Annotated in this window: 18 protein-coding genes, 1 pseudogene and 2 riboswitches; of the genes and pseudogenes, 7 read left to right on the top strand and 12 right to left on the bottom strand. The window is 68.1% G+C overall.

Annotation, left to right across the window (positions count from 1 at the left end):
• A pseudogene (locus ACFPZL_RS02665) lies at positions 1-487 on the top strand (hypothetical protein); the annotation flags it as partial.
• Between the two features lie 60 nt (positions 488-547).
• On the opposite strand, the gene ispG reads toward ACFPZL_RS02665, so the two are convergent.
• The gene (gene ispG / locus ACFPZL_RS02660) at positions 548-1,696 is read right to left on the bottom strand and encodes a flavodoxin-dependent (E)-4-hydroxy-3-methylbut-2-enyl-diphosphate synthase (protein ID WP_218115055.1); all 1,149 of its coding nucleotides are present in this window, start codon (positions 1,694-1,696) and stop codon (positions 548-550) included.
• 204 nt (positions 1,697-1,900) lie between these two features.
• Between ispG and ACFPZL_RS02655 the strand changes: the two genes are divergently transcribed.
• The gene (locus ACFPZL_RS02655; protein ID WP_218115054.1) at positions 1,901-2,740 is read left to right on the top strand and encodes a M15 family metallopeptidase; all 840 of its coding nucleotides are present in this window, start codon (positions 1,901-1,903) and stop codon (positions 2,738-2,740) included.
• A 15-nt stretch (positions 2,741-2,755) separates the two neighbouring features.
• On the opposite strand, the gene ACFPZL_RS02650 is transcribed toward ACFPZL_RS02655, so the two are convergent.
• The 11 genes from ACFPZL_RS02650 to ACFPZL_RS02600 all read right to left on the bottom strand — a co-directional run bounded on the left by ACFPZL_RS02650 (position 2,756) and on the right by ACFPZL_RS02600 (position 18,053).
• Positions 2,756-4,261: a M50 family metallopeptidase gene (locus tag ACFPZL_RS02650; protein ID WP_218115053.1), complete on the bottom strand. Its 1,506-nt coding sequence runs from the start codon at positions 4,259-4,261 to the stop codon at positions 2,756-2,758.
• Between the two features lie 97 nt (positions 4,262-4,358).
• The gene (locus ACFPZL_RS02645) at positions 4,359-5,771 is read right to left on the bottom strand and encodes an L-serine ammonia-lyase (RefSeq protein WP_218115052.1); all 1,413 of its coding nucleotides are present in this window, start codon (positions 5,769-5,771) and stop codon (positions 4,359-4,361) included.
• Positions 5,772-5,975: 204 nt separating this feature from the next.
• Complete coding sequence (gcvH, locus tag ACFPZL_RS02640; RefSeq protein WP_218115051.1) at positions 5,976-6,356, bottom strand: glycine cleavage system protein GcvH; 381 nt, start codon at positions 6,354-6,356, stop codon at positions 5,976-5,978.
• Between the two features lie 153 nt (positions 6,357-6,509).
• The gene (gene gcvT, locus ACFPZL_RS02635; RefSeq protein WP_218115050.1) at positions 6,510-7,709 is read right to left on the bottom strand and encodes a glycine cleavage system aminomethyltransferase GcvT; all 1,200 of its coding nucleotides are present in this window, start codon (positions 7,707-7,709) and stop codon (positions 6,510-6,512) included.
• Positions 7,710-7,712: 3 nt separating this feature from the next.
• Positions 7,713-10,700: an aminomethyl-transferring glycine dehydrogenase gene (gene gcvP, locus ACFPZL_RS02630; protein WP_218115049.1), complete on the bottom strand. Its 2,988-nt coding sequence runs from the start codon at positions 10,698-10,700 to the stop codon at positions 7,713-7,715.
• 46 nt (positions 10,701-10,746) lie between these two features.
• Positions 10,747-10,842: riboswitch (glycine riboswitch) on the bottom strand.
• A gap of 13 nt (positions 10,843-10,855) precedes the next feature.
• Positions 10,856-10,960, bottom strand: a riboswitch (glycine riboswitch).
• 30 nt (positions 10,961-10,990) lie between these two features.
• Complete coding sequence (locus tag ACFPZL_RS02625) at positions 10,991-11,521, bottom strand: helix-turn-helix domain-containing protein (RefSeq protein WP_218115048.1); 531 nt, start codon at positions 11,519-11,521, stop codon at positions 10,991-10,993.
• A 57-nt stretch (positions 11,522-11,578) separates the two neighbouring features.
• The gene (locus ACFPZL_RS02620; RefSeq protein ID WP_236022025.1) at positions 11,579-12,565 is read right to left on the bottom strand and encodes an ABC transporter permease; all 987 of its coding nucleotides are present in this window, start codon (positions 12,563-12,565) and stop codon (positions 11,579-11,581) included.
• A gap of 17 nt (positions 12,566-12,582) precedes the next feature.
• Positions 12,583-14,064: a sugar ABC transporter ATP-binding protein gene (locus tag ACFPZL_RS02615; RefSeq protein WP_218115046.1), complete on the bottom strand. Its 1,482-nt coding sequence runs from the start codon at positions 14,062-14,064 to the stop codon at positions 12,583-12,585.
• Entirely contained in the window at positions 14,061-15,641 is a 1,581-nt protein-coding gene (locus ACFPZL_RS02610; RefSeq protein WP_236022024.1) for an amidohydrolase, read from the bottom strand. Before ACFPZL_RS02610 ends, ACFPZL_RS02615 begins: the two co-directional genes overlap by 4 nt.
• 59 nt (positions 15,642-15,700) lie before the next feature.
• Complete coding sequence (gene torT / locus ACFPZL_RS02605) at positions 15,701-16,864, bottom strand: TMAO reductase system periplasmic protein TorT (protein WP_218115044.1); 1,164 nt, start codon at positions 16,862-16,864, stop codon at positions 15,701-15,703.
• Positions 16,865-16,922: 58 nt separating this feature from the next.
• Positions 16,923-18,053, bottom strand: a complete 1,131-nt coding sequence (locus ACFPZL_RS02600; RefSeq protein ID WP_218115043.1) for an FAD-dependent monooxygenase — start codon at positions 18,051-18,053, stop codon at positions 16,923-16,925.
• Between the two features lie 284 nt (positions 18,054-18,337).
• Between ACFPZL_RS02600 and ACFPZL_RS02595 the strand changes: the two genes are divergently transcribed.
• The 5 genes from ACFPZL_RS02595 to ACFPZL_RS02575 all read left to right on the top strand — a co-directional run.
• Positions 18,338-19,708, top strand: a complete 1,371-nt coding sequence (locus tag ACFPZL_RS02595) for a glutamine synthetase family protein (RefSeq protein ID WP_218115042.1) — start codon at positions 18,338-18,340, stop codon at positions 19,706-19,708.
• Entirely contained in the window at positions 19,695-20,468 is a 774-nt protein-coding gene (locus ACFPZL_RS02590; protein WP_236022023.1) for a gamma-glutamyl-gamma-aminobutyrate hydrolase family protein, read from the top strand. Before ACFPZL_RS02595 ends, ACFPZL_RS02590 begins: the two co-directional genes overlap by 14 nt.
• Entirely contained in the window at positions 20,465-21,820 is a 1,356-nt protein-coding gene (locus tag ACFPZL_RS02585; RefSeq protein WP_218115040.1) for an aldehyde dehydrogenase family protein, read from the top strand. The genes ACFPZL_RS02590 and ACFPZL_RS02585 overlap by 4 nt, the downstream gene beginning before the upstream one ends.
• 12 nt (positions 21,821-21,832) lie before the next feature.
• On the top strand, positions 21,833-22,624 hold the full coding sequence (locus ACFPZL_RS02580; protein ID WP_218115039.1) for a 3-oxoacyl-ACP reductase: 792 nt from the start codon (positions 21,833-21,835) through the stop codon (positions 22,622-22,624).
• A gap of 93 nt (positions 22,625-22,717) precedes the next feature.
• A partial coding sequence (locus ACFPZL_RS02575) for a FadR/GntR family transcriptional regulator (RefSeq protein ID WP_382334655.1) occupies positions 22,718-22,942 on the top strand: 225 nt, incomplete at its 3' end.

Genomic DNA, 22,942 nt, shown 5'->3' with positions numbered 1-22,942 from the left:
GCAGGCCGCGATCGCCGCACCGTATGCGCACGTCACCGCGCCGCTGCGCCGCCTGGTCGACCGCTGGGGTCTCGTCGTGTGCGAGGCGCTCTGCCGCGACGCGGAAGTTCCGGGCTGGGCGCGGGAGAGCCTCGCCGAGGTGCCCGCCCTCATGCGATCCTCCTCGGCACGTGCCGGCCAGCTGGGCGCGGCGGCTCTCGATCGGGTCGAGGCCGCGCTGCTGCGCGATCGCGCGGGAGAGATCTTCGACGCGGTGGTGCTGGAGGTCCGCGGCGGGCAGGCACGAGTCCAGATCGCGGATCCGCCCGTGACCGCGCTGTGCCCGGTCACGGGCGGGGTCGATACGGACCACGACGACGCCGGCGGCATGGACGGCACCGACGACACCGACGATGCGCGCGAGGGACGCTTGGCCGGCACCGTCATACGCACTCGGATGGTGCACGCGGATGTGGCGACCGGAGCGATCGAGCTCGCCCCGGTCTGACAGCGGGGCCAGGGGCGACGGCGGAACCGGGCGCGACCGCGGAGCCGCGGCACCCGCTCCCTACGCGGTGACGACCTCGGGCGCCCCGATCTCGCCGGCGGGCATCTCGGCAGCGATCCGGTTCGCCTCGGCGATCAGCGTCTCGACGATCTCGCTCTCGGGCACGGTCTTGATGACCTCGCCCTTCACGAAGATCTGCCCCTTGCCGTTGCCGCTCGCAACGCCGAGATCGGCCTCGCGCGCCTCGCCGGGTCCGTTCACCACGCAGCCCATCACGGCCACGCGCAGCGGGACGGTCATGCCCTCCAGTCCCTTGGTCACCTCGTCGGCGAGCGTGTAGACATCCACCTGGGCGCGCCCGCACGAGGGGCAGGAGACGATCTCGAGCTTGCGCTCGCGCAGGTTCAGGGATTGCAGGATCTGCAGGCCCACCTTGACCTCTTCGACGGGGGGCGCCGAGAGCGAGACGCGGATCGTGTCGCCGATGCCCTCGGAGAGCAGGATCCCGAAGGCGGTCGCGCTCTTGATCGTGCCCTGGAAGGCGGGGCCGGCCTCGGTGACTCCCAGGTGCAGCGGCCAGTCGCCGCGCTCGGCCAGTTGGCGGTACGCTTTGACCATCACGATCGGGTCGTTGTGCTTCACCGAGATCTTGAAGTCGTGGAAGTCGTGCTCCTCGAAGAGCGACGCTTCCCATACCGCGCTCTCCACGAGCGCCTCCGGGGTGGCCTTGCCGTACTTCTGCAGCAGGCGCGGATCGAGCGACCCGGCGTTCACGCCGATGCGGAGCGAGACGCCCGCGGCCTTGGCGCGTCTCGCGATCTCGCCGACCTGGTCGTCGAACTTGCGGATGTTGCCCGGGTTCACGCGCACGGCGGCGCAACCGGCGTCGATCGCCGCGTAGACGTAGTTCGGCTGGAAGTGGATGTCGGCGATCACCGGGATCTGGCTCTTCATCGCGATGATCGGCAGCGCCTCGGCGTCGTCGCGGCTCGGGCAGGCGACGCGCACGATGTCGCAACCGGACGCCGTGAGCTCGGCGATCTGCTGCAGGGTCGCGTTGATGTCGGTCGTCGGTGTCGTGGTCATCGACTGCACACTCACCGGGGCGTTGCCGCCGACGAGCACCGAGCCGACCTTGATCTGGCGCGAAACGCGTCGCGGGGCCAGAACTTCGGGGATCTTCGGCATTCCGAGGTTGATTGCTGCCACGCGACGAGTCTACCGCCGGCCCCTGAGGGCTCGCGGTGCTGCAGAATCGCATCGATCTGCAATTTCGCACCGCGTGACGCGGGTTTCGCAGGTGCGAAATTGCAGATCGATGCATTCCTGGCGAAGGCGACCGACACGGAGACGGCGATGCGGTGCCGACGCGGCGACCTGACCGGGCGACCGGGAACTGCAAAGATGGAGGGGATGAGCAACACGCCCGAAGGTCCGCAGCCCGACCGCACCCGGCCCCGCAGACGCCGGGTCGTCCTCGCCACCGTGCTCGCCGCGGCGCTCGTGCTGCTGAGCGGCGCCGGCCTCTGGGCGTTCATCGCCGCGCAGCAGAGCGCGAACACGGGTTCCACCGCCGCGAGCGAGGCACCGCCGACGCCCGAGACCGACCCCTCGCCGGCCCCGGATCCTGCACCTGAACCGGAACCGGAGCCTGATCCCGAGCCGCAGTGGGACATCGACAGCCCCGATTCGATCACCGTCGTGGTGAACAAGCAGCGCCCGCTGACCCCCGAGGGCTGGGCGCCCGACGACCTGGTGATGCCCGACGTCCCGAACAACAACGGTCAGCCGATGCGGAAGCCGGCCGCCCGTGCCATCGAGAAGATGCATGCGGCGGCGAGCGCCGACGGAGCGCCATTCGTGATCGCCAGCGCCTACCGTCCGTACGACATGCAGGTCGATCTGTTCCAGTCCTATGTGAATCGCGACGGGGTGGAAGCCGCTGAGACCTACTCGGCCCGACCCGGCCATTCCGAGCATCAGACCGGGCTCGTCGCCGATGTCGACGACGGCTCGGGCTGCGCGTTCGAGTTCTGCTTCGGCGCGACGGCCGCGGGCGCGTGGATCCGCGAGAACGCGAACCGCTACGGCTTCATCGTGCGCTACCCGGAGGGTCAGCAGGAGACGACCGGCTACATCTACGAGCCCTACCACCTGCGCTACGTCGGCAAGGAGGTCGCCGGCCTGATGCACGAGCAGGGCGTCGAGACGCTCGAGGAGTTCTTCGGGCTCGATCCCGCGCCGACCTACTGACGCCGGCGCCCGCGGTCAGCCGAACAGGTCGATCGGCTTCACGATGTCCGCGTACATGAGCAGCAGACTCATGGCACCCAGCACGATCACGACGACGAAGGTGACGGGCACCATCTTCGCCGTGTCGATGGGGCCGGGGTCGGGCTTGCGCCGGATCCTGGCCCAGCCGCGCTTCGCCCCCTCGTAGATCGCGCCGGCGATGTGCCCGCCGTCGAGCGGCATGAGCGGCACGAGGTTGAACACGAAGAGCGCCACGTTGAGGGAGCCCAGCAGCCCGAACATGGTCTGCGCCTTCGCCGCAACGGGGGCCTGATCCATGCTGACGATCTCGCCGGCCATCCGCCCGACGCCGACCACGCTCATGGGTCCGTTCGGGTCGCGCTCCTCGGCCCCGAACGCGGCGTTCCACACGTCGACCATGCGCTGCGGCAGACCGATGATCACGCCCGCCACCTGCTGCACGTTCTCACCGACGAACGCCGGTACTGCGGTGACCGGCTGCTGGACGACCTCGCTGCCCGGCGAGACTCCGATCATGCCGACGGTCTCGATCTCGGGCTCCCCGTCGTCGCCCCGCACGATGACGCCGTTCTCGTCGGTCACCGCACGCTGATTCTCGGCCGGCGTGATGGCGAGGGTCTGCACGGAGACCGCTCCGTCCGAGCCGTGCCGTTCGATCGTCACGGCGAGCTGCTCGCCGGGGGCTGCGCTGACGATGTCACGGATCTGCTCCCAGTCGGTGATCCTCGTGCCGTCGATCGCCGTGATCCGATCGCCCGGGAGAAGGCCGGCCGCGGCGCCGGGCGCCGGCGTCGCATCGTCGGTGCACGCGGTCGCGTCGCTCGAGGCGGGGATCAGGCATTCGCTGACCTGCGAGAGGGTCGTCGAGTACTGGGGGATCCCGAAGCCCACGAGGACGATGCCGAAGAACACGACGGCGAGCACGAGGTTCATGAACGGGCCGCCGAGCATGATGACGATCTTCTTCCAGACCGCGAGGCGGTAGAAGGTGCGGGCGTCCTCCCCCGCCCCGATCGTCTCTGCGCTCGCCTGCCTCGCCTCGTGGACCATCCCGGCGAGGCCGCGCGGCGATTCGGTATCGGGCCCGGTCGCGGCCTCAGGCCCGGGCTCGGTCGCGGCCTCGACCACGAGCGCGGTTCCCGTCCCCCGGTTCTCCGTCGCATCCGGGCCCCCCTGCGCGTGCGGCACCGCCGCACCCTCCTGCATCACGGTGTTCAGGAACCCGGTCGTCGAGGCTCGCGGCGTCTCGCCCGGCTTCGCGGGCGGATACATCCCGGTCATGGCGACGTAGCCGCCGAGCGGGATCAGCTTGACCCCGTACTCCGTCTCCCCCTTGCGCTTGGACCACAGCGTCCGGCCGAAGCCGATCATGTACTGGGTGACCTTCACGCCGAAGAGCTTGGCGGGCAGAAGGTGCCCGATCTCGTGCAGCCCGATCGACAAGGCCAGCCCGAGCACGATGATCAGGATGCCGAGCAGGTACAGCAGCACGTCAGTCACCGGTTCAGGTTACCCGCGCGCCTTCCGGTGCGGCTGTGAGCCGGCGAGGCGCCGACTGGGAGAGCGCTGCGGGAACGGCGCTGCAGAAGGGCTCGGTTCAGCACACGGTGACGTTCACGGCGAGGCCGCCCATGGCCGTCTCCTTGTACTTCTCGCTCATGTCGCGGCCGGTCTCCCGCATCGTCACGATCACGTCGTCGAGGCTGACGTGGTGCGAGCCGTCTCCCATCAGCGCCATCTTCGCCGCATTGATCGCTTTCGCCGCCGCGATGGCATTGCGCTCGATGCAGGGGATCTGCACCAGCCCGCCGATCGGGTCGCAGGTGAGGCCGAGGTTGTGCTCCATCGCGATCTCGGCGGCGTTCTCCACCTGGGCCGGCGTTCCGCCGAGCACCTGGGCGAGGCCGGCCGCGGCCATGGAGGAGGCCGATCCCACCTCCCCCTGGCACCCGACCTCGGCACCCGAGATCGAGGCCTGCTCCTTGACCAGCACACCGATCGCGCCGGCAGCGAGCAGGAAGTCGGCGACGACCCGATTCTTCTGCTCCGCGTCCCGATCGGCGGTTCGCGGCAGGTAGTGCGTCGCGTAGAAGAGCACGGCCGGAATGATGCCGGCAGCGCCGTTCGTCGGTGCGGTGACCACCCGGCCGCCCGAGGCGTTCTCCTCGTTGACGGCGAGCGCGACGAGGTTCACCCACTCCTGCCAGAAGACCGGGTCTCGATCGGGATCCTGCTCGCGCAACCGCCGGTGCCACTCGGGCGCGCGTCGCCGCACGTTCAAGCCGCCCGGCAGCACGCCGGTGCGTCCGAGCGCCGAGTCCTTGCAGGCCTCCATCACCTCCCAGATGCGCTGCAGCCCCGCCCGCACCTCCGTCTCGTCGCGCGTGGCCAGCTCGTTGGCGAGCATCACCTCCGCGATGCTCGCGCCGCTCTCCCGGCAGCGGGCCAGCAGCTCGGCGGCCGTGCGGAACGGGTAGGGCTGCACCGCCAGGCGGTGCTCCAGCCGATCGAGGATCGACTCCTCCGCTCCATCGCGGACGATGAAGCCGCCGCCGACCGAATAGTAGGTCTGTTCGTCGAGCACCGCTCCGGCGTCGTCGAGCGCCGCGAAGCGCATGCCGTTGGTGTGGCGGGGCAGCACGGTGAGGGGACGCAGGGTGATGTCGTCGACGCCGAAGCGGATCACCGCAGCGTCGACGCCGAGCTGCTCCCCGACGCGGAGGTCTCCGCTCGCCTCGATCCGCGCGAGCGCCGCATCCACCTCCACCGGCAGCACGGTCTCGGGATCGAAGCCCTCGAGGCCCAGCAGCACCGCGGTGAACGTGCCGTGCCCCTTGCCCGTCGCGGCGAGCGAGCCGAAGAGATCGACGCGCAGCGCGACGCAGCGCTCCAGCAGCCCGCGGCGGTGCAGCCCGGCCGCGAAGGCGTGCCCGGCCCGCATCGGTCCGACCGTGTGAGAACTCGACGGGCCGATGCCCACGCTGAAGAGGTCGAAGACGCTGACCGCCATGAATGGCCCCCTTGCCGACTGATCGTGTTCGTGTTCGCGCTCGCGCTCGCGCGCCGCGCAGGTGCTCAGTAGTCGTGGGTATGCAGCCGCTCGACCCCGGATTACTGAGCACCTGCGCTCCGGAAGCGGCGGTGTCGCGCGACCGTATCGAGGCGACGGTCGCCGCGCGTCGGAGCCTACTCCACGGCGCCTATTCCGCTGCGCCTATTCCACCGTGGCGTCGTTGGCCGCCGCGTACTCCTCGGCGGAGAGCAGCGGCCCCTCGGCCTCGACCGCCACGCGGAACAGCCAGGCCGCCCCGTACGGGTCGCTGTTGACGAGAGCCGGGTCGTCGGCGAGCGCCTCGTTCACCTCGACCACCTCGCCGGTCACCGGCGAGAACAGTTCGGACACGGACTTGGTCGACTCGATCTCACCGCAGACCTCGCCCGCGGTGACGCGCGCGCCGACTTCGGGCAGCTCGATGTAGACGACTTCGCCGAGCGCGTCGGCTGCGACCTCGCTCACGCCGACAACGGTCGGACTGCCGTCGGCGATCCACTCGTGCTCGGCCGAGTAGCGGAGTCCCGCTCGTACTGTGCTCATGATGTCTCCTTCTGGTGCTGGTGTCGCGTTGCGGCGCAATGCGGTCGGTTCGGGGTTGCCGGGATGCTTCGGATCGTCGGAGCCTCTGCTGCGATCCTCGTCCATCGCGCGACCGGTTTCAATCGGTCTCGGCGAGGCGGGTGCGCGCTGCGCTCACGTCGTTCGCCGGTAGAACGGGAGAGCGACTACTTCGAAGGGCTCCGGCTTCCCCCGCAGGTCGACCGAGACCCGGGTGCCGATCTCCGAGAAGGCCGGCTCGACGTAGGCGAGCGCGACCGGGTATCCGAGCGTCGGGCTCGGCTGGCCGCTCGTGATCCGCCCGATCTCACGACCGGATCCATCTGCCGCCTGCGCGTGGACCGGGTACCCGCCCCGGCCGGCCCGACGGGCGAGTCCCTTCAGCCCGACGAGCACCCGTGAGGGCCCGGCCTCCTTGACCGCCTCGAGCGCGGCACGGCCGATGAACTGCTCGGACTTCTTGAGGGAGACGACCGGCCCCAGGCCGGCCTGGAACGGATCGGTGTCGAGGCTCAGCTCGTTGCCGTAGAGCGGCATGCCCGCCTCCAAGCGCAGCGAGTCGCGGGCGGCGAGTCCGCACGGGATCAGCCCGGCCGGCCCGCCGATCTCGAGCAGGCGATCCCAGACTTCGGCGGCTCGGTCGTTCGGCAGGAACAGCTCGAAGCCGTCCTCTCCCGTGTACCCGGTCCGTGCCAGGAGGATGTCGATGGCGTCCTCCGCCTGGCCGCCCGCACCCGCACCCGGGACCGTGATCGCCGCCCAGGCGTAGTAGGGCAGCTCGGTGACGGCGGTCCGCGACGCATCGCCGTGCGCGCCGTCGGCGACGAGCCCGTGCAGGATCCCCTCGGCCGCGGGTCCCTGGACCGCGATCAGACTGGTCTCGGCCGAGGCGTCGACGATCTCGACGTCGAAGCCGACGGCGCGCTCGGCGAGCGCTGCGGCGACGACCGGTGCATTGCCGGCGTTCGGGACGACGAGGTAGCGGGACTCTGCTCCCGGAGCCTCATCCGTCTCCTCGCCACCAGCGATCCGGTACACGATGAGGTCGTCGATGATGCCGCCGCGCTCGTCGCAGATGAGGGAGTACTTCGCCTTGCCGACCCGGACGACCGCGAGGTTGCCGACGAGCGCGGTGTTGAGGAAGGCGGCCGCGTCGGGCCCGGACACCCAGACCTCGCCCATGTGCGAGAGGTCGAAGAGGCCCGCCGCCTCGCGCACGGCCCGATGCTCGGCGAGCTCGCTGCCGTATTTGAGCGGCATGTCCCAGCCGCCGAAGTCGGTGAAGGATGCGCCGAGCTCCCGATGCCGGGCGTGCAGTGCGGTGTGCTTCGTCATGGTCTATCCTTCGAACGCTTCGGGCGGCGGGCAGGCGCAGACCAGGTTGCGGTCGCCGAAGGCGCCGTCGATCCGCGAGACGGGCGGGAAGTACTTGTCGACGCGCAGCCGCTCGACGGGGAACGCGCCCTGCTCGCGCGTGTACGGCCGATCCCAGTCGTCGGAGACCACGACGGCTGCCGGATGCGGCGCGTTCCGCAGCGGCGAGTCCTCGAGGGCGTGGATCCCCGCCACGATGTCGTCGATCTCTGCCCGGATCGCGATCATCGCCTCGATGAAGCGCTCGATCTCCGCGAGATCCTCCGATTCGGTCGGCTCGACCATGAGCGTGCCGGCGACCGGGAATGCGAGGGTCGGCGCGTGGAAGCCGAAGTCGATGAGGCGCTTCGCCACGTCCTCGGCCGTCACGCCGGATGCCGCGGTGAGCTCGCGGAGGTCGAGGATGCACTCGTGGGCGACGAGCCCGCGGTTGCCCGTGAAGAGCACGGGGAAGTGATCCCTCAGCCGGGCTGCGACGTAGTTCGCGCTGAGCAGCGCCGACTCGGTCGCCCGGGTGAGGCCGTCGGCGCCCATCATGGCGACGTAGGCGTACGAGATCGGCAGCACGCCGGCCGATCCGAAGAGCGTCGCGACGACGGGAACGCCGCCCTCGGACGCGCTGATCGACGTCCCCGAAGCCCCGCCGGCCACCGGATCGCCCGGCAGGTAGGGCACCAGGTGCTCGGCGACGGCGACCGGGCCGACGCCCGGACCGCCGCCGCCGTGCGGGATCGCGAAGGTCTTGTGCAGGTTCAGGTGCGAGACGTCTCCGCCGAACTCGCCGGGCTTCGCGAGCCCCACGAGCGCGTTCATGTTGGCGCCGTCGATATACACCTGGCCGCCCGCGGCGTGCACCTTGTCGCACACCTCCCGCACGTCGACGTCGTAGACGCCGTAGGTCGACGGATAGGTGATCATGATTGCCGCGAGGTCGCCCGCGTGCTCGGCGATCTTCGCCTCGAGGTCGGCCATGTCGATGTGCCCGTCGGGCGTGTTCTTCACGACGACCACCCGCAGGCCCGCGAGCACCGCGGAGGCGGCGTTGGTGCCGTGCGCCGAGGCGGGGATGAGGCAGATGTCGCGCTCGGCGTGCCCGTTCGCGAGATGGTATCGGCGGATCGCGAGCAGACCGGCGTACTCCCCCTGCGATCCGGCGTTCGGCTGCAGCGAGATGCCGTCGTAGCCGGTGATCTCGATGAGCCAGTCCTCGAGCCGGCGGATCAGCTCGCGCCAGCCCGCGGTCTGGTCTGCGGGTGCGTAGGGGTGGATGCCTGCGAACTCCGGCCAGGAGATGGCTGCCATCTCGGCTGTCGAATTCAGCTTCATCGTGCAGGAGCCGAGCGGGATCATGGTGCGATCCAGCGCGAGATCGCGGTCGGCGAGGCGTCGCAGGTACCGCAGCATCTGCGTCTCGGAGCGCACCGAGTGGAAGATCGGATGCGTGAGGTAGGCGCTGGTGCGCACCAGGGCGGGATCGAAGGCGTAGGATCCGGCGACCCCGTCATTCTGCGCGTCAGTCGCAGAATCTACGCCGCCGGTGATCGGATTCTGCGACTGCGCGCAGGATGACGAAGCGGTGGAATCGATGGTTCCCCCGAACACCGCCGCGACCGCGGTGACGATCTCGTCGGTCGTCGTCTCGTCGAACGAGACGCTCACGGTATCGGGGTCGACGTGGCGCAGATTGAAGCCGGCTGTGGCAGCGGCGGCGACGACCGCGGCCGCGCGGCCGGGCACGCGAACCCGGATCGTATCGAAGTAGGCGTGTCGCACGAGCTCGACCCCCGCCTTCTCGAGTGCGCCGGCCAGCGCGCGCGCGTGCGCGTGCGTGCGTTCGGCGATCCCGCGCAGGCCCTCCGGCCCGTGGTAGACGGCGTACATCGAAGCCGTGATCGCGAGGAGCGCCTGCGCGGTGCAGATGTTGCTCGTCGCCTTCTCCCGCCGGATGTGCTGCTCTCGGGTCTGCAGCGCCAGCCGGTAGGCGGGGCGGCCCTGCTGATCCTTGGAGACGCCGACCAGTCGGCCGGGCAGCGAGCGCTCGAGTCCCTCGCGCACGGCGAGGTAGGCGGCGTGCGGCCCGCCGTAGAAGAGCGGGACGCCGAAGCGCTGCGTGTTGCCGACGGCGATGTCGGCGCCCTGCTCGCCGGGGGGCACGATCAGCGTGAGCGAGAGCAGGTCGGCGATCACGGTGACCATGGCCCCGCGATCCTTCGCCTCGGCGATCACCGTGGAGTGATCCTGCACCGCGCCGTCGTCGCCGGGCTGCTGCAGCACGATGCCCGAGATCGCTCCCTCGGGCAGACCGGTCGAGAGGTCGGCCACCTCGACCTCGAAGCCGAGCGCGTCGGCGCGGCCCCGGATCACGGCGATCGTCTGCGGGAACAGGTTGGCGTCGATCACCGTCCTCGCGTCGGCGCCCGCCCGGTTCGCACGGCGCATCAGGAGCACGGCCTCCGCCGCGGCCGAGCTCTCGTCGAGCATCGAGGCGTTCGCGACCGGCAGGCCGGTGAGGTCGGCGACCATCGTCTGGAAGTTGAGCAGCGCTTCCAGCCGCCCCTGGGAGATCTCGGGCTGGTACGGGGTGTACGCCGTGTACCAGGCCGGGCTCTCGAGCACGTTGCGGAGGATCACCGGCGGAGTGTGCGTGCCCGAGAATCCCTGCCCGATCAGCTGGGTCTTGAGCACGTTGCGGCCGGCGAGCTCGCGCAGATCGGCGAGGATCTGCTCCTCGCTGCGCGCCGGCGGAAGGTCCAGCCCCGCGGAGCTGCGGATCCCGGCGGGAACCGCCGTGTCGACGAGCTCGTCGAGGGACGCGTAGCCGAGGGCGTCGAGCATCTCGCGCTGATCCGCGGGGGATGCGATGCCGATGTGCCGTGAGGCGAAGGGCGGGGTCTGCGCAGAGACGGGCGCCGAGGAGTGCGCCGGGAGTGACGACGATGCCGTTGCGGTCAAAGGAGGATCTCCGGTGTCGTGGTCGCGAACGACCGATTGAGAGGATCCTCCCCGCTCTGTACGTGACCTGAGAGATTCGGGCGGCGTATGCCCTTGCACCTTCGGTGAGCGGGCGAGCCCGCTGCTTTCCAGAGTCGCCCTGCACCCGGGTGGGTGCGGCCGTTGCGGTACGTGTGCCTGAGAGTTTCCCGGGGAGGGTTTGCTCCTACGGCGCCGGCTGCCGCCGCGATGCGGCGCGCGGTCTCTCCCGCAAGGGTGAGGGGGCTTGTTCAGTTGTGTTGTGCGTCAGTCTAGCCCACGCGAGGCGACTTCGCCGACACCCACAGCCATCGCACGGGCGTGCTGCCCGGGTTCGCGTAGGAGTGGCGGATTCTCGGGTCGATGAGCAGCGAGTCGCCCGCGCGGATCCGATGCACCTGCTCCCCGACCGTGATCTCGAGCACGCCGTCGATCACGAAGATGAACTCCTCGTTCTCAGGGTGCGCATAGGCGTGCATGCGCACCTGCGGGCCCGGTTCGAGCACCGATTCGAGCACCTGCAACGTCTCCGCGGTGTCCGGGGTCACAAAGCGATCCCGATACATGCCGCCGTAGCTCACCGGCTGATCCCGATCGCGCTCGTCTTCATCGAGCGCGATCGCCTTCACCGGCACGTTCAATGAGCCGGCGATGCGGAACGCCGAGTCGAGCGACGGCTCCGAGAGCCCCCGCTCGACCTGCGACAGGAAGCTCGGAGAGATCGCTGCGTCTTCGGAGAGCACTTGCAGAGTGCGCCCGGATTTCTGCCGCAATTCGCGGATCCGGCTGCCGTCTACCTTCATATCTCTTCCCGGAGTCGCTTCCGCATCAGCCGACGTACGAACATCGGGTCGGAAACCTCACAATTTCTCGCGAAGCCGCTCCAAGCCGACGGCCATCACCAGCACACAACCTATCACGATCTCTTGCACGTAACTCGATATGTGCAACAGGTTCATGCCATTGCCGAGGACCCCCATGAAGAGCACGCCGAGCAGCACGCGCCAGGCGACGCCTTCGCCGCCGAAAAGCGAAGTACCACCGAGCACCGCGGCCGCGATGGAGAGCATCACGTAGCTGCCGCCGAGCGACGCCTCGCCCGAACCCAGGCGAGCGGTGAGGAGCATCCCCGCAAGCGCCGCGAACACCGAGCAGAGCACGAATGCGACGATCACCGTGCGACGCACGTTGATGCCCGCGACCCGGGCCGCCTCGGCATTGCCGCCGATCGCATACATGTTCCGGCCCGTCGGCACACGATTCATGAACAACATGACGAGCAGCAGCACCCCGATGCCGACGATGACGGGGGTGGGGATGCCGAACACATTGCCGGTGCCGAACACATCTCGGAACGAGAAAGGCACGCCGGTCACGGGTGCCCCCTTGGTGATCAGCAGCGCCGAACCGGTCAGGATCGACGTCGTGCCCAAGGTGGCCATGAACGACGGTACCTTCCAGAACGAAACGATCGCTCCGTTCACGAGGCCGATCACGAGGCCCGCGGCGAGCGCGACGAGCACGCCGATCACGATGGACCAACCGCCCTCACCCACCGAGGAAGTGAAGGTGGCCACGATCACACTCGTGAACGCGACCGTCGCACCCACCGAGAGATCGAGCTGAGCGTTGATCAGCACGATCATCTGACCGAGCGCGATGAGCAGCAGGAACACCGACTGCCGCGAGACGTTGGTGAGGTTGGTCGGGTCGAGAAATCTCGGTTCGAGGATGGCGAAGGTGACCACGAGCCCGACGAAGAGGATCGGCAGCAGGTAGGTCGTCAGTGCGGCCAGGAACCGGCGCGTGCTCCGTGGAATGGTCAACGGGCGTGTCGTCAGCGACATGTCAGATCTCCGTGTCATCAGGATTCGGTGAAAAAGTGGGAGGCGATGGCCGCCTCGTTGATGTCGTCGCCGATCAGCTCGGCTTGAATGCGCCCCTCGGCCACGACGTACACGCGGTCGCTCACACCGATGACCTCAGTGAGATCCGATGAGACGAGGAGCACCCCGGCGCCGGCCCGCGCATACGCATCGATCTGCGCGTAGACGTCTGCCTTGGCGCCGACGTCGATGCCGACGGTCGGCTCGTCGAAGACGTGCACGTCGGCACGGTGGATCATACCGCGGGCGATGAGTGCCTTCTGCTGGTTGCCACCGGAGTAGTTGCCTGCCGGGGCCGCAGTGGTGCTCGGTCGCAGCGAGAGTCGCTCAGCGAGCTGCTCGGTCTCGGCGGCCTCCTGCTTGGCGCGGATCAGGCCACCGGCGAGAAACCCGCCCCGTTTCAGTGCGCCGAGCGTGATCGACTCGCGGAGCGGCCGGTTCAGCGCCAGCCCCTCGCGCTTGCGATCAGAGGGGTAGTACATGAGCCCCTGTTTCAACATCCGGGCGGGCGACCAACCGAGGCAGTTCGCTCCGCCGATTCGCACCTCTCCGGATTCGACCGGGTCGAGCCCGTAGATCGCGCGCGCGATCTCTGACTTCCCCGAACCGATCAGCCCCGTGACGCCGACGATCTCACCGGCTCGAACGTTGAACGTCGCGTCGTGCACGCTCGAGTTCGACAGGTGCTTCACATCGAGCAGCACCTCTCCTGGCTCGACCGGCTCATGCAGGTACAGTTCGCCCGGCGCGCGGCCGATCATGTCGTGCACCAGGCGGTCGGCAGACACGGGAGCATCGTGCGTGGCGATGTAATTGCCGTCGCGGAGCACCGTGATCTTGTCTGCGATCTCGAGCACCTCGTTCATCCGGTGACTCACATAGATCACACCGACCCCGCGTTCGGTGAGCCGCCTCACGATATCGAGCAGTTGCCGCGTCTCTGGCTCGCCCAGCGACGCCGTCGGCTCGTCGAGGATCAGCAGATCGACCCGGCCGAGCAACGCCCGGCAGATCTCGATGATCTGCTGCTCGGATCGGGAGAGCTTACCCGCCGGCCGGCCGGGGTCGAGATCGACACCGAGTTGGGCGAGCACCTCGACCGCCACCCGATCGCGCTCGGAGCGGTCGATCAACCCCCGGCGCCTCGGCAGCGCACCGAGCAGGATGTTCTCCGCGACACTGAGCTGCGGCACGATGTGGAGCTCTTGGAAGACCGTTCGAATGCCGTGAGCAGCGGCATCGGCGAGGCTCTCGATGGCGATCACCTCGCCGCGCATGCTGACGCTACCGCTCGACGCGGGCTGAATGCCGCTGAGCGCCTTGATCAGCGTCGACTTGCCCGCGCCGTTCTCCCCCATGACGGCGTGCACCTGGCCCGCCTCCACCGAAAGCGAGACATCGGCGAGCGCGGTGATCGACCCGAACTGCTTCGAGAGGTTCCGCACCTCGAGCAGGGTCATGACCGCCCCTGCTCGAACACCACTTCACCGCCGCGAAACACGCGCTCGGCCCGCACCTCAGGCAGCTTCGCCGTGTCTACGCTGAACGGGTCGGTCTCGAGCACTGCGATATCGGCGATCTTGCCGGGCTCGAGCGTGCCGAGGTCATGGCCTCGACCGATCGATGCCGCTGCCGTCGCGGTGTGCGCGAGCACGGCCTCCTCGACGCTGATCGCCTCGTGCGGTTCGACGTGCAGACCCCAGAAGCTCTTCCGGTTCACCGCCGCGGCGATCGTGTGCCACGGGTTCGTCGAGCCGACGTCGGCGCCCAGGCCGATGTCCGAGCAGATGACAGGCGAGATCGCCGCGTCGAGAATCGTGCGCATCGGCATTCTGCCCTGCATGCCGTGGCCAGGAAACAGCATCGGCACGTAGTCGCCGATGAAGTTGCCGAGGAATCCCGGCTGCATCACCGGGGTGACGCCAGCACGCTTCCACTGGTCGAGGAAGCTCGGATCCTCGAGCACGTTGCCGAGGTGCTCGATGCGCACGTCGAGCTTCTTGCCGAACGCGATCAGCGCCTGCAGCACCTCTGCCTGAGCTCGGGTTCCGTTCGTATGAATCGCGAGTTGCACGCCGTGCTCATCGGAGAGCTCGAAGGCGCGCATGAGTTCAGCCCGACTCTTGTTCAGGATGCCGCGGTAATGCGTGCGGCCGACCTGCTCGGGCGCGTACTCCTGCAAGCTCGCAGCGTTTCGCGCGGAATAGCCGCCGTCGGCGAAGAGCTTGACACCCTGCGCCCAGAGGAGATCGTCCCGGCCCGCATAGCCTCCGATCCACTCGAAGCTCTGCTCGAGCGAGCGGAAACTGGGGCTCATCACGTACATGGCGATGCGACCGCCATAGCCGTCGTCGGCGGCGACGCGCTCGAGCGCCTGCAACTGGTCTTCCTTCTCGAGCATCTCGCCGACGGTCACGACACCGCGACTGAGCATCTCGGAGCGGAATCGCCCCGTGACGCTTTCGGCGATCTGCGCGACCGACGGCTCGGGAATCGAGAGATGCGCATCGATCTCGGCGACGTAGCCAGTCGGCTCGCCGTGCTCGTCGAGTTCGACGATCGGGGCACCCCAGAGCCCCTGGCCGGGGCCCATGAACCGCTTCACATCGATGAGCTCGAGCGCTTTCGTATTGAGCAGCGAGACATGACCGCCGCCGTGAAGCACGATGGGATGCTCGCTCGAGGCGCGATCGAGCTCTTGGCGGGTCGGGTATCTGCGCTCAGCCAGCTTCTGATCGAGGAAGAGGTTGCCGTAGCCGATGACCCACTCCCCGGGAGGCGTGATCGATGCCCGCTCGCGCAGCCGATCGATCACATCTGAGATGCCCGTGCAGATCGGCACCCGGCAATCCACCCCGCGGTCGGAGCCGACGGCGTAGTGGCTCAGGTGCACGTGGGCGTCGATGAGCGCCGGAAGCGCGACGCCCCGATCGGGGACGGAGATCGCTTCGATCCCGCCCCCGATCAGTTCGTCTGCCAGCCGCTGGTTCCCTAGCTCGACGATCCTGCCATCGCGCACATGAACAGCTTGCACCATCCCGTATGAGGCTTGGGTGCTGATATTCCCTCGAAGGACGAACTCGGAGCGGCTCATGGTCACGACCTCGTCGACTTCACGACCGATTCGGGCTGCCAACCGTCAGGCGCGAAGGTCGTCTGCTTGTCGAATCCATCGAGATTGTTCGAATCTCCCTCTGCCGGGCCGCAGAGCACGAGCGGAACCGGCGAGATTCGCGCATCGGCCTGCGGGGAATTCTTGCCCTCGAGCACGCGAACGGCCATGTCGACGCCGAACTGACCGCTGAGCACCGTCGGCTCGACCGAGCCGCAGCCGGCGCGGCCGGCCTCGATCAGTGCCATGGTCTCGGGGGTGGTGTAGGTGCCGTAGAGGCGCACCTGGTCGGACTTGCCCTGCTCGGCGAGCACCGATGCGGCGGCCTCGAGCATCGGCGCATTGCCGACCAGCGCATCGAGATCGGGGTTCGCTGCAAGCGCATCCTCGACCAGCTTCAACTGCACCTCGCGTCCGGTGTCGCCGTACTTCACATCAGCGACCTCGACACCGCTACCCGCAACGGCATCCTCGAAGCCCGACAGCGAACGCTCCGACCAGCCGACGCCAGCAGGGCCGGGGAACACAGCGACCGTGAGATCTTCGCCGAGCCCGGCGAGATGCTGCCCGATCATGGTCCCCATGTCGCGGTAGTCGACCACAACGCGGCCGTCGACATCGGGGGTCGAGACACCGTTGCCGTAGTCGATCACCTTGACCCCCTGCGCCCGGGCCTGCTCGAGCGCCGGGTTGATCGAGTCGTAGCTCACTGCGCCGACGAGAATGGCGTCGGCACCGGAGCTCACGCAGTCCTCGATCTGCGAGACCTGTTCGGCCAGATTCTCGTAGCCGCCTGCCTCGACAACCGACAGGTTCACATCGAGTCGTTCGGCCTGCGAGACCAGCCCGTAGTTGCTGGCGATCCAGATCGAATCCTTGAGATGCGGCAGTGCGGCGCACAGGGCCCACGCCTTCGTCACCTCATCGCGGGAGAGGCTCGTGTAGTCGAGCTCCTCGGCGGGGCCGACGCAGCCGGCCGGGTCGACATCCGACGCCGTGCAATCGGTGAACAGCGCCGGAATGGTCCAGGCCGCACCGTCCGCCTTCGGGTCGACGTCTTCGGTGACCTGCTCGGACCCGCCCGAGCAGGCGCTCACGGTCAGCAGCACTGCGGCGGTAAGCCCCAGTGCCTTGATGATGTTCTTCATACTGGCTCTCTCTTCTCTGAAAGGTGATGGTGACTTCATTGTCTAATCGGGCCTGACGCTACGCGAGATGACCACCCGGGTAGTTCTCGGCGGCGAAGTTGATCGCGCCCTGCACGCGCCGAGACTTGGTGAAGCGCTTCACGAGCGACGAACGCACGTCGAGCAACGGCGACGGCCAGTGCGTACCGACGCGACCGTAGACCCGCGAGTACTTCTGCATGCGATCGCTGATCGGCCGCATCTTCCCCTCCCAACTGCGCAGCGCGAAATCGAGGTTTCGCGTGCGAGTCGCGGAGATCGCGAGCTGCACGGCATTCGTCATCGCGACGCAGGCGGCCTGCCCGAGGTTCGGCGACATGCCGTGCGCGGCGTCCCCGATCACCACGGTGCGGCCTGAGCGCCATGACTTCACGGTGACGTCGTAGAACGGTGCCCAACGCCCCTCCGTCTCGGGCGAGATGCGCTCGAGCTGCGAGCGGAACTCGGGGAACGATTCGAGCCAGCTGTCCGGCCTGAACGGGGTCTGATTGCGGCCGGCCTCATCGTCTGCCGGGCAGCAGAGGAAGATGTAGGTCTGATCGGGCGCGCAGGGAACGATGCCGATGCGACGGCCGCCGTTCCACTGCTCGATGGTCGAATTCACGGGGTCGTCGACCGTGCGGGCGATCATGTGCCTGCCACCGCCGTCGCGCAGATCACGCAGAGACACGCGCAGCCCGAGCGAATCGCGCACCTTCGAGAACACGCCGTCGGCGCCGATCGCAAGATCAGCCTTGTAGTAGGTGCCGTCCGCACCGATCAACGTGCCGTTGGGCAGCGCCCGAATGATGGGCGAGTCGGTGAGAATCTCCACTCCGAGATCTTGAGCATTCTCGACCAGCGCACGGTGCAGGTGCCTCCGGGCGACGGTGACCAGCCGCTCATTCCGCATCCATTCCTCCTGGAGGGTCTGGCCGCGGTGATCCCGCAGGAACGGCTCTTCGACCCACTCGCCGGTCTCGACGACCTTGTCGTAGGCGCCGATCTCCTCGAGCGCGCGCAACCCGTTCTCCCAGAGGAAGATGCCGGCGCCGATCTCCCGAAGCTCCGAGCCCTTTTCGTGAACTCGTACGCTCCACCCTGCCTTGGCAAACGCGGATGCGGCGGTCAAGCCTGCAAGGCCTGCACCGGCGATTTCAACGTGCTTCACTGAATACACCTCATTCTTCACTGAATTTTGCAGTAAGTCGAAGCATACTGAGGTGCAGAACTCCTGTCAACACACCTCTGCGCTCTCGTCCAGAGAGCTCCCAGAGTGCACATCGAGACCGCGTAATGGTTTTGAAACAGACCTTTTTGAGTCTCTCATTTGAAGTTTCTGCAAAATCAATTCAGAAACCCCCTGCGGCTTCATCTTCGACAGATCTTCCGATAAGGTCTACAACCAGACCATTAGTCACAGTGCACATCGAGGCCTCAACGCCGAGGAGGATCATGAAGCCAAGCAGCGGAAACCTGACACCGGAAGACCTGCGCAGTGCCGTAGCCGCGGGCGAGATCGACACGGTGATCGTCGCCTTCACCGACATGCAGGGGCGCCTTGCCGGCAAGCGAGTCTCGGCGAGACTCTTCGTCGAAGACGTCATGGAACACGGCGCGGAATGCTGCAACTACCTGCTCGCCGTCGACGTCGAGCTCAACACGGTGCCCGGCTACGCCCTCACCAGCTGGGAGCGCGGCTACGGAGACATGGCGATGATCCCGGATCTCGGCACCCTGCGCCGCACGCCCTGGCTGCCCGGCACCGCGCTCGTCATCGCCGACCTCACGACCGCCGCCGATCACACGCCGATCCCCGTGTCGCCCCGGGCGATTTTGCAGCACCAGGTCGACCGCCTCGCCGAGCACGATCTCATCCCCTACGTTGGCACCGAGCTCGAGTTCATCGTCTTCGACGATGACTACCGCAGCGCGTGGCGCAGCGGCTACCGCAACCTCACCCCGGCCAGCGACTACAACACCGACTACGCCCTGCAGGGATCGACGCGACTGGAACCGCTACTGCGCGACATTCGCAACAGCATGGACGGCGCCGGCATGTACTGCGAAGGCGTCAAGGGTGAGTGCAATCTCGGCCAGCAAGAGATTGCGTTCCGCTATGCGCATGCGATTCCGACTTGTGACAATCACTCGATCTATAAGAGCGGGTCGAAGGAGATCGCCGAGGCGCATGGCAAGAGCCTCACCTTCATGGCGAAATTCAACGAGCGCGAGGGCAACAGCTGCCATGTGCACTCGAGCCTGCGCAACAGCGCCGGCGACCCGGTGTTCGCCGACTCCTCCGCCCCTGACGGAATGTCGAAGGTGTTCCGCCACTACCTCGCCGGGCAGCTCGCCGCGATGCGCGAGTTCACGCTGCTCTACGCACCGAACATCAACTCGTACAAGCGCTTCGTCGACGGCAGCTTCGCACCGACGGCCGTGGCCTGGGGGCACGACAACCGCAGTTGCGCACTGCGCGTGGTCGGCCGCGGCCACGGCATGCGCGTCGAGAACCGGGTACCCGGCGGCGACGTGAACCAGTACCTCGCCGTCGCGGGCATGCTGGCGTCGGGCCTGCACGGCATCGAGCACGAGCTCGAGCTCGGCGAACCGCTCAACGGCAACGCCTACGAGAGCGACGTCGAGCGGGTGCCCACCACGCTGCGCGACGCGGCCGATCTCTTCGAGGGATCGGCTCTGGCGCACGAGGTCTTCGGCGACGAGGTCGTCGAGCACTATGTGCACGCAGCCCGTACCGAGGTGCGGGCCTTCGACGCGGTGGTCACCGACTGGGAGCGGGTGCGCGGCTTTGAACGGCTCTGAGAACAGCGGCGCGCCCCTCATCGGCATCACCAGCTACCTCGAGCAGGCGCAGACGGGAGTGTGGGACGTGCGTGCGTCCTTCCTGCCGAAGGTGTACCTCGACGCGGTGACCGACGCCGGCGGCATCGTGATCGTACTGCCGCCCCAACCGGCCGACGACATCGTCGCGCGCCGCATCGCCGCATCACTCGACGGCCTGATCCTCTCGGGCGGGGCCGATATCGATCCGCGCCGCTACGGCGAGACGGCGCACGAGAAGACGGCCACCCCGCGAGAGGATCGCGACGCCTTCGAAGACGCGCTGCTGCGCGCGGCGATCGACGCCGAGCTGCCGTTCCTCGGCATCTGCCGGGGCGCGCAGCTGCTGAACGTCGCCCTCGGCGGCACGCTGATCCAGCATCTGCCCGACGTCGTCGGCGACGAGCGCTACCAGCTCGGCGGCGGCGTCTTCAACCCGATCGAGGTCGAGGTCGACGAGGGCAGCCGGATCGCCGAGGTGCTGGGCGACGAGCGCCGCGCCACGGCCCATCTCTACCATCACCAGGCCATCGGCGAGGTCGCCGACGGCCTCACCGTGACCAGCCGCACAGCCGACGGCGTCATCGAATCGCTCGAGCTCGATCCTGCTCACTACGGCAACGTGCCGTTCGGTGTGGCGGTGCAGTGGCACCCGGAGGAGCATGCGCAGGATCGGCGGCTGTTCGCCGGCCTGGTCGAGGCTGCCAAGGCCGCCAGAGATCGGAAGAAGGAAGAAGCATGAACTACACCGTCGTCAACCCGGCCGACGAGAGCGTCGTCGAAGAGGTCGCGCACCTCGATGCGGGCGCGACCGACGCGGCGATCGCCGTGGCTGCGAAGGCCCAGGGCGAATGGGCGACCTTCGCCCCCGCCGACCGCGCCCGTGCGCTGCGCCGCTTCGCGGCGGCCGTCGACGGCGACGTCGAGCGCCTGGCCGCACTCGAGACCGCGAACTCCGGGCATCCGATCACGCAGTCGCGCTGGGAGGCGGGGCACGTACGCGACGTGCTCGAGTACTACTCGGCCTCACCCGAGCGACTGATCGGGCAGCAGATCCCGGTCGCCGGCGGCATGGACGTGACCTTCCACGAACCGCTCGGCGTCGTCGGCGTGATCACACCGTGGAACTTCCCCATGACCATCGCCTCGTGGGGCTTCGCCCCCGCGCTGGCCGCGGGCAACGCGGTCGTGCTGAAGCCGGCCGAGTGGACGCCGCTCACCAGCATCCGCCTCGGCGAACTCGCACTCGAGGCCGGCCTGCCGGAAGGCCTCTTCCAGGTACTACCCGGCCGCGGTTCGGTGGTCGGCGAGCGCTTCGTGACGAACCCCCTGGTGCGCAAGGTCGTGTTCACCGGCTCGACAGTGGTCGGCAAGCGGATCATGGCTGGCTGCGCCGAACAGGTGAAGCGTGTCACCCTCGAGCTCGGCGGCAAGAGCGCCAACGTTGTCTTCGCCGATGCCGACATCGAAAAGGCCGCGGCCACGGCACCCTACTCGGTCTTCGACAACGCCGGGCAGGACTGCTGCGCGCGCAGCCGCCTGCTCGTGCAACGCAGTGCGTACGACCGCTTCATGGAGAGCTTCGAGCAGGCCGTCAAGAACGTGAGGGTGGGCGATCCGACGCGCGAAGACACCGAGGTCGGCCCGCTCGTCACCCTCGCCCACCGTGAGAGCGTCGCATCGTTTTTCGACGAATCGACACCCGTGGCGTTCCGGGGCAGCTGCCCCGACGGCCCCGGAGCCTGGTTCGCACCGACCGTCGTGACACCCGAGCGCGGCTCGCGGCTCGCCACCGAGGAGATCTTCGGGCCGGTCGTCGCCGTGCTGCCGTTCGACGACGAGGCCGACGCGATCCGGCTCGCGAACGACACCGAGTACGGCCTGAGCGGCTCGATCTGGACCCGCGACCTCGGCCGCGGCATCCGCGTCGCCCGTGCAGTCGAGGGCGGCAACCTCTCGGTGAACTCGCACTCCTCAGTGCGCTACTCGACCCCCTTTGGCGGCTTCAAGCAGTCGGGCCTCGGCCGCGAGCTGGGCCCCGACGCAGCCGAGCACTTCACCGAGACCAAGAACGTCTTTTTTTCTCACGAGTAAGGAATGCAGACAATGACAGACATCACCCCCATCGATCTGACCCAGCGCCTCGCCGGCAAGGTCGCCGTCATCACCGGCGGCGCCAGCGGCATCGGCCTCGCTACCGCGAAGCGCATGCGCGCCGAGGGCGCGAGAATCGTGATCGGCGATATGAACCCCGAAGCCGGCGAAGCCGCGGCAGCCGAGGTCGGCGGCCTGTTCGTGCAGGTGAACGTCACCGACGAAGACCAGGTGAATCACCTCTTCGACACGGCGGCTCGCGAATTCGGCTCGGTCGACATCGCGTTCAACAACGCCGGCATCTCCCCCGACGACGACGACTCCATCGAGACGACCGAGCTGCCGGCCTGGCAGAAGGTGCAAGATGTCAATTTGAAGAGCGTCTACCTGTGCTCGCGCGCGGCACTGCGCCACATGACGAAGCAGGGCAGCGGATCCATCATCAACACGGCCTCGTTCGTCGCGGTAATGGGCTCGGCCACCTCGCAGATCTCGTACACTGCCTCGAAGGGCGGCGTACTCGCCATGACTCGCGAGCTCGGCGTGCAGTTCGCCCGCCAGGGCATCCGCGTCAACGCCCTCTGCCCGGGGCCGGTGAACACGCCCCTGCTGCAGGAGCTCTTCGCGAAGGATCCGGAGCGCGCAGCGCGGCGGCTCGTGCACGTGCCGGTCGGCCGCTTTGCCCGGCCGGAGGAGCTGGCGGCAGCGGTCGCGTTCCTCGCGAGCGACGACGCTTCCTTCATCACCGCGTCGACGTTCCTCGTCGACGGTGGCCTCTCGAGCGCGTACGTCACGCCGCTCTGACCCGCGGGCCGCGTGCGGTCGCTGAGCTTGTCGAAGCGTCCGCGCACTCGCATCAGGATGCGAGTATTCAATCGCAGAGGAGGAAGGACTTCAATGCCGTCTGACGAGAGCGTCGCGTTCCTCACGCGCACCGTGCGATCCGCCAACCCGTACGAGCAGACGGTGCAGCGGCTGCTGCAGACCGTGCACCTCGGGCTGATCGGCCCCGGCGAACGGCTGCCCGCCGAGCGCGACCTCGCCTCCATGCTCGGCGTCAGCCGGGCGACGGTGCGCGAGGCGCTGTCGACGCTCGCCGAGGCGGGCTACGTCTCGACACGG

Source organism: Leucobacter soli (assembly GCF_042659205.1).
GTDB lineage: Bacteria > Actinomycetota > Actinomycetes > Actinomycetales > Microbacteriaceae > Leucobacter > Leucobacter soli.
This window is presented reverse-complemented; position numbering and strand designations above follow the sequence as displayed.

Coding starts and splice junctions, on each gene's coding strand:
- ACFPZL_RS02655 (WP_218115054.1), top strand. CDS start 1,901: ATGAGCAACACGCCCGAAGGTCCGCAGCCCGACCGCACCCGGCCCCGC.
- ACFPZL_RS02645 (WP_218115052.1), bottom strand. CDS start 5,771: ATGGCGGTCAGCGTCTTCGACCTCTTCAGCGTGGGCATCGGCCCGTCG.
- gcvH (WP_218115051.1), bottom strand. CDS start 6,356: ATGAGCACAGTACGAGCGGGACTCCGCTACTCGGCCGAGCACGAGTGG.
- gcvT (WP_218115050.1), bottom strand. CDS start 7,709: ATGACGAAGCACACCGCACTGCACGCCCGGCATCGGGAGCTCGGCGCA.
- ACFPZL_RS02625 (WP_218115048.1), bottom strand. CDS start 11,521: ATGAAGGTAGACGGCAGCCGGATCCGCGAATTGCGGCAGAAATCCGGG.
- ACFPZL_RS02620 (WP_236022025.1), bottom strand. CDS start 12,565: ATGTCGCTGACGACACGCCCGTTGACCATTCCACGGAGCACGCGCCGG.
- ACFPZL_RS02615 (WP_218115046.1), bottom strand. CDS start 14,064: ATGACCCTGCTCGAGGTGCGGAACCTCTCGAAGCAGTTCGGGTCGATC.
- ACFPZL_RS02610 (WP_236022024.1), bottom strand. CDS start 15,641: ATGGTGCAAGCTGTTCATGTGCGCGATGGCAGGATCGTCGAGCTAGGG.
- torT (WP_218115044.1), bottom strand. CDS start 16,864: ATGAAGAACATCATCAAGGCACTGGGGCTTACCGCCGCAGTGCTGCTG.
- ACFPZL_RS02595 (WP_218115042.1), top strand. CDS start 18,338: ATGAAGCCAAGCAGCGGAAACCTGACACCGGAAGACCTGCGCAGTGCC.
- ACFPZL_RS02585 (WP_218115040.1), top strand. CDS start 20,465: ATGAACTACACCGTCGTCAACCCGGCCGACGAGAGCGTCGTCGAAGAG.
- ACFPZL_RS02580 (WP_218115039.1), top strand. CDS start 21,833: ATGACAGACATCACCCCCATCGATCTGACCCAGCGCCTCGCCGGCAAG.